Annotated in this window: 14 protein-coding genes; 10 read left to right on the top strand and 4 right to left on the bottom strand. The window is 69.8% G+C overall.

The features are described from left to right. Positions 1–9: 9 nt before the first annotated feature. Both VGR06_RS18770 and VGR06_RS18765 read right to left on the bottom strand, forming a co-directional pair. Positions 10–1347 (bottom strand): coproporphyrinogen-III oxidase family protein, encoded by a 1338-nt coding sequence (locus tag VGR06_RS18770; protein WP_327560386.1) that lies wholly within the window; start codon positions 1345–1347, stop codon positions 10–12. Between the two features lie 7 nt (positions 1348–1354). Further along, entirely contained in the window at positions 1355–2950 is a 1596-nt protein-coding gene (locus VGR06_RS18765; RefSeq protein ID WP_327560385.1) for a tryptophan halogenase family protein, read from the bottom strand. 216 nt (positions 2951–3166) lie between these two features. Between VGR06_RS18765 and VGR06_RS18760 the strand changes: the two genes are divergently transcribed. Then, positions 3167–3721: a hypothetical protein gene (locus VGR06_RS18760; protein WP_327560384.1), complete on the top strand. Its 555-nt coding sequence runs from the start codon at positions 3167–3169 to the stop codon at positions 3719–3721. Position 3722: 1 nt separating this feature from the next. Continuing rightward, positions 3723–5003 carry a hypothetical protein gene (locus VGR06_RS18755; protein ID WP_327560383.1) on the top strand — a complete coding sequence of 427 codons (1281 nt, stop codon included), beginning with the start codon at positions 3723–3725 and terminating at the stop codon, positions 5001–5003. Between the two features lie 26 nt (positions 5004–5029). Here the strand turns inward: VGR06_RS18755 and VGR06_RS18750 are convergent, their stop codons facing one another. Further along, entirely contained in the window at positions 5030–5341 is a 312-nt protein-coding gene (locus tag VGR06_RS18750; protein WP_327560413.1) for an MmcQ/YjbR family DNA-binding protein, read from the bottom strand. Positions 5342–5417: 76 nt separating this feature from the next. After that, on the bottom strand, positions 5418–6056 hold the full coding sequence (locus VGR06_RS18745; RefSeq protein ID WP_327560382.1) for a hypothetical protein: 639 nt from the start codon (positions 6054–6056) through the stop codon (positions 5418–5420). 78 nt (positions 6057–6134) lie between these two features. Between VGR06_RS18745 and VGR06_RS18740 the strand changes: the two genes are divergently transcribed. Genes VGR06_RS18740 through VGR06_RS18705 form a run of 8 tightly spaced genes read left to right on the top strand, consistent with a single transcriptional unit; the run spans position 6135 to position 11798 of the window. Continuing rightward, entirely contained in the window at positions 6135–8060 is a 1926-nt protein-coding gene (locus tag VGR06_RS18740; RefSeq protein ID WP_327560381.1) for a thiamine pyrophosphate-binding protein, read from the top strand. A 22-nt stretch (positions 8061–8082) separates the two neighbouring features. Next, complete coding sequence (locus VGR06_RS18735) at positions 8083–8499, top strand: SRPBCC family protein (RefSeq protein ID WP_327560380.1); 417 nt, start codon at positions 8083–8085, stop codon at positions 8497–8499. After that, positions 8496–9206, top strand: coding sequence for a flavodoxin family protein (locus VGR06_RS18730; protein WP_327560379.1), 711 nt, complete (start codon positions 8496–8498; stop codon positions 9204–9206). Before VGR06_RS18735 ends, VGR06_RS18730 begins: the two co-directional genes overlap by 4 nt. Before the next feature lie 21 nt (positions 9207–9227). After that, complete coding sequence (locus VGR06_RS18725) at positions 9228–9902, top strand: RNA polymerase sigma factor (RefSeq protein WP_327560378.1); 675 nt, start codon at positions 9228–9230, stop codon at positions 9900–9902. After that, positions 9899–10144 (top strand): anti-sigma factor family protein, encoded by a 246-nt coding sequence (locus VGR06_RS18720; protein ID WP_327560377.1) that lies wholly within the window; start codon positions 9899–9901, stop codon positions 10142–10144. The genes VGR06_RS18725 and VGR06_RS18720 overlap by 4 nt, the downstream gene beginning before the upstream one ends. 34 nt (positions 10145–10178) lie before the next feature. Beyond that, entirely contained in the window at positions 10179–10460 is a 282-nt protein-coding gene (locus VGR06_RS18715) for a hypothetical protein (RefSeq protein WP_327560376.1), read from the top strand. 28 nt (positions 10461–10488) lie between these two features. Next, the gene (locus VGR06_RS18710) at positions 10489–10950 is read left to right on the top strand and encodes a nuclear transport factor 2 family protein (RefSeq protein ID WP_327560375.1); all 462 of its coding nucleotides are present in this window, start codon (positions 10489–10491) and stop codon (positions 10948–10950) included. A gap of 17 nt (positions 10951–10967) precedes the next feature. Further along, complete coding sequence (locus tag VGR06_RS18705; RefSeq protein WP_327560374.1) at positions 10968–11798, top strand: PaaX family transcriptional regulator C-terminal domain-containing protein; 831 nt, start codon at positions 10968–10970, stop codon at positions 11796–11798. Positions 11799–11946: the final 148 nt, after the last annotated feature.

Genomic DNA, 11946 nt, shown 5'->3' with positions numbered 1-11946 from the left:
CCGGGTGTGCTACAAGGTCACGCGGTTCGAGTAGTGCGAGTCGAGCTCGCCGATCCAGTCCTGGTTGATCGCTTCCTGCTCGTCTTCGAAGAAGTCGATCGTGATGTTGGGGATCCAGTCCTTGCCCTCTTCGGTCAGCGCCAGTTCGCCGTCGCCGACGACCGCGAGGCCCGCCTCGACCAGGTTGTCGATCAGCAGCCGGGTGCGCGCGTCGTCGGGCACCCGGGACAGCGGCATCCGGAAGAACTTCGGGAAGAACACCATGCCGCGGTTGCGCGGGTCCTTCAGCAGGCCGGACACCTTGAACACCGGCAGCTCGCCGCTCTCCATCACGTCGACGTACGGGTCGGGCGCGAGCGTGTTGGCGTAGCTGTAGCCGTTGAGGTAGCCGCGCGCGGACGCGCCGATCGCCAGCGTCTCGGCGTTGTGCTCGCCGAACCCGCCGCCCCACAGCAGGCGGTAGTACTCCGAGCCGGTGGGGCTCTTGGCGAACACGTGGTCGGTGACGTTGTGGTAGCCCATCTCCGCCATCCGCTGCCGGACGAGCTTGTGCATCTCGCCCCGCATCTCGGTGGGCGGCTTCTTGGGGTAGGTGCCCTTTTCCATACCCAGGAACGTGCTCTTGGGCATGGCGTAATAGGACATGTAGTAGTAGTCGAGGCTGTCGAACTGGCAGTTGTCCAGCTCGACGAGGTCCCGCTCGACGGCCTCGAGGTCCTGGCCCGGCATGTAGAACATCATGTCCACGTTGACGTCGGAGAACCCGAGTGCCTTGGCGCGGTCGTTGGTGTTCAACGCGTCCTGCACCGTGGCCGCGATGTTCATGATGGTGCGCAGCTCTTCGTCGAAGGTCTGGACGCCGTAGCTGAGCCGCTGGGTGCCTTGGGAGGCCAGATACTCCAGCAGCTCCGGGTTGGACAGTCCGGTCGGCTCGCCCTCGAACGTCCACTCCGCACCCGGCTCGATCGCGAACGACCGGCGCAGCGCGTCGTAGAGCCGGGCGATCTGGGGCACGGTGAGCAGGGACGGCGAGCCACCGCCGAAGTAGACCGCCTTGAACGTCATGTCCTTGACGTAGGGCAGCTCCGACAGCATCGCGATCTCGCGCTCCACCGCCTGCGTGTACCGCTCGTAGACGATCGGGTCCCGCTTGACCCGCACGTGGAACGGGCAGAAGGTGCACCGCTTCTCGCAGTACGGGATATGCAGGTAGATCATGTTGTCGGAAGCCGCGGGCTTCGGCCCGCGCAGCAGGTCGTGGAAGCCGGCGAACGCCTCGTCGGCCGGATCGGTGTACTTCTGTAACGGGTAGAAATGGTGCGTTACCGGAGCTAGCGTCTCGTACACGTGACCCTCACTTGCCGTGGAGTTGGCGCAGGTATTCGTAGTTGGTGGGCAGCTGCTCGACCAGCACCCGCTGCCGCTTCTCGATGTCGGCGAACAGATCCCGGGCCTGCTCGACGGATCGCGGCTTGTAGGTCAGCGGTGGGAACGCGTGGTCGGGCAGGAAACCGAGCCCGGCGAAGATGCAGTAGTAGCTGCCGTTGGTCCAGAAGTTCCGGAACTCCGCGCCGGGATCGCCGTAGTACGTCTCCGCCGACGTGTGCGGCTGGTTGATCGGGATGCCGGCCCGGTACATCGCGATCTTCTCGCGGATGTTGTCGGTCAGCTCGAGCTCCTTGTTGGCGCGCCAGAACTCGGTGTCCGTCCGTGGTGAGAAGTAGAAATGCGCCTGGATGAAGTCCCGGGTGTCGTCGAACATGATCTCGATCTCGCGGTTGAAACCGTCGATCAGCGCCTGGTCGAAACGCTTGTCCGGGAAATGCTTCACCAACTGGTAGATCGCACCGTAGATGAAGTGGATGCCGGTGGATTCCAGCGGCTCCAGGAAGCACGACGCCAGGCCGACGCTCACGCAGTTGCGCACCCAGGTCCGGCGGTTGCGCCCGACCCGGAAACGGATGTGGTTCAGCGGGGTCTCCGCCGGGTCCAGCCCCCACATCGCGCAGAAGTCCGCGGCCGCCTCGTCCCGGTCGGCGTGCCGGCTGGAGAAGACGTACCCGGTGCCGAACCGGCCGAGCATCGGGATCTTCCAGGTCCACCCGGCCTTCATGGCGATGGCCGAGGTGAACGGCTCCACGCCGTTCGCGGCGTCGTCGTGGGGGATCTGCGTGGCGACCGCGCTGTCGTTGATCAGGTGGTTGCTCATGTCCAGGAACGGCTCCCGCATCGCCTGGTTGATCAGCAGGCCGCGGAAGCCCGAGCAGTCGACGAACAGGTCGCCTTCGAGTACCTGGCCGCCCTTCGTGCGCAGCCCGGTCAGGAACCCGCGCTCGTCCTGCAGCACCTCCACCATCTCGTCGGCGACGTGCACCACGCCCTGCCGCTGGGTGGCGAACCGGCGCAGGTAGTCGGCGACCAGCGCGGCGTCGAAATGCCAGGCGTAACGGGTCGCGTGGGTGCCGTCGGAATAGCGGGGCGCCTTCAGCGCGTCAATCATCGGCGGCTCGACGAAGCAGGCGTAGTCATACGGTTTGGTGGTGCGGCCCTGCTCCCGGTCGAGCACCCAGTACTGCGCCAGGGAGACCTGGTCGTGGTTCGGCAGCAGTCCGAACGGGTGGTAGAAATGGTCGGAACCGCCGCCGGCCAGTGCTCGCGCGTGCGGCTCACCATTACCCGGCGTTCGCCAGTTGATGAACTTCACCGCGGTCTTGAAGCTCGCATTGCATTCCCGCATCCAGTCGTCCTCGTCCACGCCGAGGTAGTTGAAGAATGCGTTCTGTAGCAACGGGATGGTTGCCTCGCCGACTCCGATTCTGGAGATTGCCGGCGCCTCCAGCACCGTCACCCGCACGGTTCCCTGCAACGCCTTGCCGAGATAGGCGGCAGTCATCCAGCCCGCCGTGCCCCCGCCGAGGATGACGACGTCCTTGATGCGGTGATCGACCACGTTCGCTCCATTCGACCGATCGCAGACTGTCTCGGACGAAGGTACGACCTGGTCAGAGCACCTACAAGCGGGTACGGAGCAGTGCGCACTTTCGAAGAAGAGTCCAGCGTGGACATACTCGCGCGCCGCATTTTCGAAGAAGATTTCATGATGCAACTGTGGCTAAATCATAGTTAGTCCTATGAAGAAACCTAAAGTTCGCATGGAGGTGCGGGAGTGACCGGAGAGCCCAGTCCGATCCACCAACGCCGGTTCCTGGTGTTATCCGGCGAGTCGGCCGGCGACGCGGTGGTGGAAGCGTGCGTGCGCTGGCAGCACGAGTACGTCGGCGCCGTCTACGTCTCCGGTGGGGAAGCGGTCGTGCGGCGGTTCGTCGCGGCCGGCTGCTCACCACAACTGGTTACGTTCTACGACCCGGCCCGGGTGCCCGGACTGCGTGAGCTGTCCGTGCTGTTGGGACGGTTCAGCGAGCGTCCGGGGCTCGCGCTGGCCGAGCTGATCGCGATCGCACCGACGGATGTGGTCGGTGCGCCGGCGGACGTGCTGGAGTCCGCGCGCTCGGTTGCGGCGACCGTCAACCGGACGCTGGGCAGCGCGGAGCTTCCCGTGCCGGAGCGGGTTGCGTCGCTCGACCCGGATTACGGCGAGGAGCCGGCCCTGGCGTCCGCGCTCGCCTGGGGCAGCGGATACGTGGAGCTGGAATGCGAGCAGCAGACGGACCTGCTGTACGAGGCGCTGCTGCACGAGGCGTTGCCCGCGGGGGTGGCCTGAGATGCGCGCAGGAGCGGTTGTCGACGCCATCCTCGGCTTCGACGTGGCCCAGTACGTTGCCGCGGCGCGGCACGACGGCCGGCACAAGCTGGACCCGGTACTGCGTGGCGAGATGGCGACGCTGTACGAGGACCTGCGTGACGTGCGGGCCCGGATCGACGTGCCCGCCGAGGTACGCCCCCAGCTGAGGCTGGCGGAACTGCTGCTGGAGAGCGAATGGAAGCTCGCCGGTGACGAGGAGCCCGGCGGCACCCGCGGCCGGCGTTACCAGGCGTACGCCAACAACCGGCTGCTCAGCCACGTCCTGGGCACCCGCCGGCACTCCAGCGACGCCGCGATCGAACGCCGGTCCCGCTGGGCGCTGCACACCCTGGTGGACTCCTGGCTGCGCTTTGAGCGGTCGGGCACCGAGTGGAGCCACGACATGCTGCCCACGGACGCCGAACTGGCCGAGCGGGTGGACCGCCTCACCCACATGCACGCGGCCACCGCGCCGCACTCCCCGGTGCCCCGGATCGCGCCCGAGCCTCCCTCGCGCTGGCAGGACTATCTCGGCGACGGCCAGGGCAACGTGCTGGAATACCTGATCAACCTGCCGCAGACCACGCAACACGACGAGAACGCGTTCCTCCGGGTGATCCACCTGACCGAGACCGCGACCTGGGGCATGATCGCGCGAGTGGTGGCCGCCGTGGAATGGCTGAAGAAAAACCACTGGGACAACGCCGCGCACTGCCTCGACCGGGCCGCCGCACTGGCCCAGGTCCAACTCGACGCCATGCTGGTACTGCGCCGGACCATGTCGGTCGAGCGCTTCATGGGCTTCCGTGCCGACACCGGCTCGGCCAGCGCCGTGCAGATGCTTTCCGGCCAGCTCCTGCAGATCCACCTGCTGGGCATCCACCCCCACAAAATCGAGGCGCTCTCCAGGGTCTACGAAAACGCCTTCCTCCTGCTCCACCTCAACCCCGAATTCGAACCCCTCCGCACCGCTCTCCGCCGCCTCCCCGCCGACCACGACACGGCGGCCAAAGTTCTCACCGCCGCCGAAACCCTGGACGACACCCTGTTCCGCTGGCGCCGCGTCCACCTCGGCATGGCCCACCGCCACCTCCCCAAGGAATCCGGCTCCGGCGGCACCGCCGGCGCCCCATACCTCCAAAGCTTCTACGACGACCGCCTCTTCAACGACGGCATCCTCGCCCCCCAACCCCAGCCCCCCACCCGCCCACCCCTCCCCAACTCCGTCTACGCCCGGCCAATCTTCTCCCCCTTGAACTGACGGGAGCCGGCCCGTTGGCGGGTGCGCTAACGGAGCGGGTGCTCGTCGGCGAGGTGCTCGGGGGCGGACAGCCGCCACGCCTCGTAGACCAGCTCCTTGAGCTCGTCGGCGTCGATCTTCGTCAGGTAGACGACGACCCAGCCGAAACCACCGGCGGTGAACTGGATCTCGAACACGTCCGGGCGCTCGGCGACCAGGGCGAGCTGCTCGGAAAGCGTCTGCTTGAGACCGACCGTCCTGGTCCGCGGCCAGTAGTAGCCGAACCGCTTGCCGCACACGCTGAAGGACGTGTAATCACGCGCCTGGGCGCGGTCGACCTCGGCGAGCTTGTCCACCATGCGGAGAAACTGCTTGTCCGGCACGCCCACGCCGTCATTAAACCGGGCTGTCGCGCCGCCGGCCGGGTGGGCCATCTCATGATGTGCGGTGCTGACCGGCTTCGGCTTGTCCCTGGCGGAAGAACGCGAGGACGGCGCCGGCGTCGGGGAGTTGGCTCAGCAGGCGGGCGGCGCCGAACGGGGCGTTCCAGAACTCGCCCTGCGGAACCGGCCAGGGGCCGACGTAGGCGTAGGGCTCGGCCAGGTAGCTGTCGCCGGGGGAGATGCCGTAGTTGATCTCGTTGAGGGCGCTGGCGACGTCGAAGTGCTCCGGCCAGAGGATCCGGTCGGCTTCGGGGTCCAGGCGGTGCAGCGCCTCGTCGCCGAGGGCGAAGCAGTGGATCAGGTGGCGTGCCGCGTCGGGGTCGAGCTCGATGAGGTCGTCGAGGTGGATGTCCGGGCCGTCGGCGTAGACGTCGTGCTGCAGGAGGCTGGCCTCGACCCCGGCGGCGCGGGCGAGCGTGGCGTAGGTGTGCCCGGCCAGGGGGATGCGGGCGGTGCCGGCGACCAGCGTGCCGCCGTCGACGCGCAGGTCGGGGGTGCGGGTGGTGCCGAAACCGCCGGGCGTGACCCGCAGCCGGACGTCCTGGTGCGCCCGGAACTGCGGTCCGGCCAGCACCGCCTCGGCCACGCCGTGCAGCGACCTCCGGGTGCGGGCCAGGGTCGGGAGCTCCATGCAAACCTCCGTGTAACGCATCGGGCCTTCGGCGGACTGATCTGCCAGGACAGTGTCCGCGAGGCAGGGAGGCGTTACATGCACGGGTGGCACCGGGTCGATCCGTCCGATGTGCCCGGTGAGGGCCGGGTGCGCAGTGTGGTGGTGGACGGGCGAACCGTCGCATTGTCCCGCTGCGGCGCCAGGTTGGGCGCGCTGGAGAACCGCTGCCCGCACCAGGGCGGGCCGCTGGGCGAGGGCTCGATCGAGAAGGGCTGGCTGCGCTGCCCGTGGCACGGCTACGACTACGACCCGGTGACCGGCCGGCCGCCGGAGGGCTTCACCGACGGGGTGACGACCTATCCGGTGGAGGAGCGCGCCGACGGGGTGTACGTGGCGCTGCCGGAGCTGCCCGCCGCCGTGCGCACGGTGTCCGACGTGCTGGTGGAAACGTTGGTGGCGTGGGGAGTGCGGCACGTGTTCGGCATGGTCGGGCACTCCAACCTGGGGTTCGCCGACGCGCTGCGGCGGGCCGAGGAGCGGGGCGAGCTGACCTACGTCGGGATCCGGCACGAGGGCGCGGCGGCGTTCGCGGCCAGCGCCTACGGCAAGCTCACCGGCCGGCCGGCGGCCTGCCTCGCGATCGCCGGGCCGGGCTCGACCAACCTGCTCACCGGGCTCTACGACGCCAAGCTCGACGGCGCGCCGGTGCTGGCCATCTCCGGCCAGGTGCCGTCGCAGGTGCTGGGCCGCGGGGCGTTCCAGGACCTCGACCTGTCCGCGGTGTTCCGCGACGTCGCGGTGTCCACCACGACCGTCCACAGTGGAAGCGACCATGGCGAGCTGGCCGCGCTCGCGGTCAAGCACGCGCTCGACCGGCGCGGCGTGGCGCACCTGGTGCTGCCGGACGAAGTCCAGGTGCGGCCCAGCGACGCCGAACCGTCCACACCGGACGGGCGGGTGCCGGATCGCCGGGTCCGGCCGGCCGCGGCGGCCCTCGACGCCGCGGCCGCCCTGATCCGGGACGCGCGGCGCCCGGTCCTCGTCGCCGGGCACGGCGCACGCGGCGCGGAGACGCAGATCCGCGCGCTCGCCGAACGGCTGGGCGCACCGGTGCTGACCACGTTCAAAGCCAAGGGACTGGTGCCGGACACCCATCCGCTCGGCGCCGGCGTGCTCGGCCGCAGCGGTACCCCGGTGGCCAGCTGGCTGATGAACGAGTCCGACCTGCTGGTCGTCGTCGGCGCCTCGTTCGCCAACCACACCGGAATCGCGCCGTACCTCCCGATCGTGCAGATCGACGACGAGCCCGGCGCGATCGGCCGGTTCAACGCGGTCACCGTCGGGGTGCTCGGCGATGCGGCGCTCACCCTGGACGCGATCACCGGCTCGCTCGGCACGGTCAAGGCCGAGGATCAGAGGCCCGACGTGGCCGCGCGGTGGGCGATCTGGCGTGCCGAGAAGGCCCGCCGGGTGGCCGACGACCGCGGCCGGGGCGTGTCGGCCGCGGCGGTGTTCGCCGCGCTGTCGGCGCACCTGCCCGAGGACGCCGTGGTGACCGTGGACGTCGGCAACCACGCCTACTCGCTCGGCCGCTACCTGGAGTCGAAGGGCCAGCCGGTGCTGATGTCGGGCTACCTCGGCTCGATCGGCTTCGGCTACCCGGCCGCCCTCGGCGCCTGGGCGGCCGCCCCGGACCGGCCGATCGTGGCGGTCACCGGGGACGGCGGCTTCGGCCAGTACGCCACCGAGCTCACCACCGCGGTGAAGTACGGCATCCCGATCAAGCACGTGCTGCTGGACAACCACGCCCTCGGCAAGATCAGCAAGGAGCAGCTCGCCGAGGACTTCCCGGTCTGGCACACCTCGCTGCACAACCCCGACTGGGCCGGCTACGCCGAGCTGTGCGGCGCCACCGGAATCCGGGTCGACCGCCGGGACCAGCTCGACGACGCCATGGCCCGGCTGTTCGCCGCCGGCGGCCCCGCCCTGCTCTGCGTCCAGCAGGACGCCGAGCTGCTGTAAGAACCGAACAAGGAGAGTCACCATGCCAACGATCACCACCAGCGCCGTCCTCGACGCGCCCGCCGAGGAGGTCTGGGCGCTGCTGCGGGACTTCGGCGCCATCGGCTCCTGGCATCCGTACCTGCCACCGCCGGCCATCGAGAACGGCCCGGCCGACCGGGTCGGCGCCGTGCGCGTGTTCGGCGACCACCGGGAACGCCTCGTCGCGCTGGACGACGTGGAGCGCAGCACCAGGTTCGCCTTCGAGGACGGCGGCGGGCTGCCGGTACGGGACTACGTCTCCGGCCTCCGGGTCAGCCCCGCGGCCGAGGCGTCGCTGGTGGAATGGAGCGCCACCTTCGACTGCGACGAGGCCGATGAGCCGAAGGTCGTCGCCCAGGTGCGCGACGGCGTGTTCCTGCCCGGGCTGGCCGCGCTGAAGGCGAGGTTCGCGCGATGACCGAGCCGCGGTACGACGACCTGCGCGCGTTGTTCATCAACTGCACGCTGAAGCGCTCACCGGAGCGCAGCAACACCGAGGGCCTGATCGACGTGAGCCGGCGGATCCTGGAGAAGATCGGGGTTCAGGTCGAGGTGCTCCGGTCGATCGATCAGGACATCGCCACCGGGGTGTGGCCGGACATGACCGGGCACGGCTGGGCGAGCGACGAGTGGCCGGCGATCTACCAGCGCGTTCTGGACGCTCAGATCCTGGTGCTGGCCGGTCCGATCTGGTTGGGGGACAACAGCTCCGAGATGAAGAAGGTGATCGAGCGGCTGTACGCGTGCTCGCACCTGCTCAACGACGCGGGGCAGTACGCCTACTACGGCCGGGTGGGCGGCTGCCTGATCACCGGCAACGAGGACGGGGTGAAGCACTGCGCGATGAACGTGCTGTACAGCCTGCAGCACCTGGGTTACGTGATCCCGCCACAGGCCGACGCCGGCTGGATCGGCGAGGCAGGCCCCGGACCGTCCTACCTGGACCCCGGGTCCGGCGGGCCGGAGAACGACTTCACCAACCGGAACACGACGTTCATGACCTGGAACCTGATGCACCTGGCCCGCCTGCTCACCGACGCCGGCGGCATCCCGGCGCACGGAAACCAGCGGTCCGAGTGGGACGCCGGGTGCCGGTTCGACTTCGAGAACCCGGAGTACCGCTGACTCCTCGGGTACATTCTCGGCGTGCCCCAGGAGGTCGCGGCGGTTCCGCCGGACGAGGTGCTCGTGGCCGGCCTGCGGGCCGGCGACGAGGCCACGTTCGCCCGGCTGCTGGACTCCTGGTCCGGCTCCATGCTGCGGCTGGCCCGCTCGTTCGTGTCCACCCGTGACTCGGCGGAGGAGGTCGTGCAGGACACCTGGCTCGCGGTGCTCGAGGGCGTCCACCGGTTCGAGGCCCGGTCCTCGCTGAAGACCTGGGTGTACCGGATCCTGGTCAACCAGGCCCGGCGGCGCGGGGTACGGGAGAAGCGGACCGTCCCGTGGTCCGACCTCGCGCCGGCCGCCGAGGACCGCGGGCCCACCGTCGAGCCCGGCCGCTTCCAGGACGCCGCCGGCGAGTTCCCCGGACACTGGCGCGAGTTCCCGTCGCCCTGGCCCACCCCGGAGGGTGAGCTGCTGACCGGCGAGGTCCGGCGGGTGATCGACGACGCGCTGGCGACCCTGCCCGCCCGGCAGCGCACCGTGCTGAGCCTGCGCGACGTGGACGGCCACAGCTCGGCCGAGGTGTGCGCCATGCTGGACGTCTCCGCGGAGAACCAGCGGGTCCTGCTGCACCGGGCCCGAGCCGCCGTCCGGGCGCGGCTGGAAACCTACTTCGTGGGCCGGCCGGCGCCCGCCGGGGAGCGTGACGGCTCGTGAACTGCGACGAACTGGTCGAACTGGTCACCGCCTTCCTCGACGGCACCCTCGACCCGACGACGGAACGCCGCTTCGTCGAGCACCTCGCCGAGTGCCCCGGCTGCGAGCTCTACCTCGACCAGTTCCGCCGGACCATCGACGCCCTGGGCGAATTACCCCCCGCCACCCTCTCCGGCGAGGCCCGCGACCGCCTCCTCGCCGCCTTCCGCGACTGGCCCCGCCCCACCCCGCCGGGTGCCTAGGAGTGCGGTGAATGCGTCCTTTCTCGCACTGGGCGTGAGGAAAGACGCATTCACCGCACCTCCCGAGCGGTTCGGGCTGGAGAGCATCCTCGGCGCTCTGCTCGCCAGCCCGGCCGACCTGATCAGGGTGCCGCTGTTCCTGCTCGCTCTGCTCGTGGTCCGCGGCCTGCTGCTGTACGCGCGGCTGTTCGGCCGCGGCGCCGTCACCGCCACCGCCCTGGTCTGCGCGGGCCTGCTCTCGGTCCTGCTGTTCCCGCTGACCGCCCTCACCCTCCTCCGCCGCACGGTGCCGGCCGGCGGAAACCGGTCGTCCTAGCCCGTTTCCGCGACCTACGATGCCGCCCATGCCCTCCGCCGAGCTTCTGCGCGAGCTCAACCGCGACATCTGGGAGCCGTTCCGCGCCGCCTACGCCCGGATGGACGCCGACGCCTACCTCGCCCTGCACTCGGCCGACCTGCTCCGGGTCGAAGCCGACGAGAAGTGGCTCGGCAGTCTCGACGACTACGCCGCCCGGGTCCGCCCGGCCTTCACCCGACTCGCCGCCACCAGCACGCTCATGGACATCGACTTCCGCTTCACCGAGCGCATCGCCGCCGGCGACAACGCCAGCGAACGCGGCATCTACCGCCTCACCGTCACCCCGCCCGGCGCCGAACCCCACCGACACTTCGCGGAATTCCACACCGTCGCCCGCAAACAGGACGGCACCTGGCGGATCATCCTCGACCACGACCACAGCGACAGCGGTTCCGCCGGCAACTACGCCGCCGCCCACGCCCTGGACGACCTCGCCCACTTCGCCTGACCCCGCATAATCCTGGTGTGTCGCATCCGGTGGTGAGTCGTCGTCGTGAGGTGGGCGGGGGCAGCGCGCGGTCGCTGCTGATGACCGTGCTGGGGGAGTTCGTGCTGCCGATGGACGGGCCGGTGTGGACCGGGGCGCTGGTCGACGCGCTGGGGCTGTTCGGGGTGGAGGTGAAGTCGGCGCGGCAGGTGCTGGCCCGGACCGGCGCGGAGGGATGGCTGGAGTCCGAGCGGGTGGGCCGGCGGGTGCGGTGGCGGCTGACCAAGCCGGGCCGGCGGTTGCTGGTGGAGGGTGCGGAGCGGATCTACGGTTTCGGCAGCGGTGATCCGGCGTGGGAGGGCCAGTGGCTGGTGCTGCTGGTGTCGATCCCGGAGTCGATGCGGGAGCTGCGGCACCGGCTGCGCACCCGGCTGGCCTGGGCGGGGTTCGGGTCGCCGACGCCGGGGGTGTGGATCACGCCGCGGCCGGAGGCGGAGGCCGAGGCCAAGCTGATCCTGGACGAGCTGGCGCTCCCGGGCCCGGTGATGTCCTTCGTGGCCAGTTACGGCGGGCTGGGCCGGGAGGCGGAGATGGTCGCCGCCGCGTGGAGCATCGACGACCTGGCGCGCCGGTACGCGGAGTTCATCGCCGAGTTCAGCCGGCTGGCGCCGAAGTCGGCCGACGACGTGTTCCGCGCGCAGGCCACCCTGGTGCACGAGTGGCGCCGGTTCCCTTTCCTGGACCCGCAATTGCCGGCCAGCCTGCTGCCGGCACGCTGGATCGGAGCGCGGGCGACGAAACTGTTCAACGACCGGCACGCCCGCTGGCGCGAAGCCGCCCAGCGCCGGTGGGCCGAACTGGCCGGCTGAAACCGTGTGTTGGCCTCTCACGTCGTTGTCTTGGCCTCCTGCGTTGGTGTGTTGGCGTGTCACGTCGTTGTGTTTGTAGGCTACGGCGGCCCGCGGAATGGGAGATCGGGAACGACCCGGAGAATCCGGCAATGGTCGTGGAGGCCCA

This window comes from Actinophytocola sp. (genome assembly GCF_036002505.1).
Classification (GTDB): Bacteria; Actinomycetota; Actinomycetes; order Mycobacteriales; family Pseudonocardiaceae; genus DASYTH01.
This window is presented reverse-complemented; position numbering and strand designations above follow the sequence as displayed.

Excerpts from the sequence above, each read along its gene's own strand:
- VGR06_RS18755 (WP_327560383.1), top strand. The coding sequence starts at position 3,723 with ATGCGCGCAGGAGCGGTTGTCGACGCCATCCTCGGCTTCGACGTGGCC.
- VGR06_RS18730 (WP_327560379.1), top strand. The coding sequence starts at position 8,496 with ATGACCGAGCCGCGGTACGACGACCTGCGCGCGTTGTTCATCAACTGC.
- VGR06_RS18745 (WP_327560382.1), bottom strand. The coding sequence starts at position 6,056 with ATGGAGCTCCCGACCCTGGCCCGCACCCGGAGGTCGCTGCACGGCGTG.
- VGR06_RS18750 (WP_327560413.1), bottom strand. The coding sequence starts at position 5,341 with ATGGTGGACAAGCTCGCCGAGGTCGACCGCGCCCAGGCGCGTGATTAC.
- VGR06_RS18740 (WP_327560381.1), top strand. The coding sequence starts at position 6,135 with ATGCACGGGTGGCACCGGGTCGATCCGTCCGATGTGCCCGGTGAGGGC.
- VGR06_RS18710 (WP_327560375.1), top strand. The coding sequence starts at position 10,489 with ATGCCCTCCGCCGAGCTTCTGCGCGAGCTCAACCGCGACATCTGGGAG.
- VGR06_RS18735 (WP_327560380.1), top strand. The coding sequence starts at position 8,083 with ATGCCAACGATCACCACCAGCGCCGTCCTCGACGCGCCCGCCGAGGAG.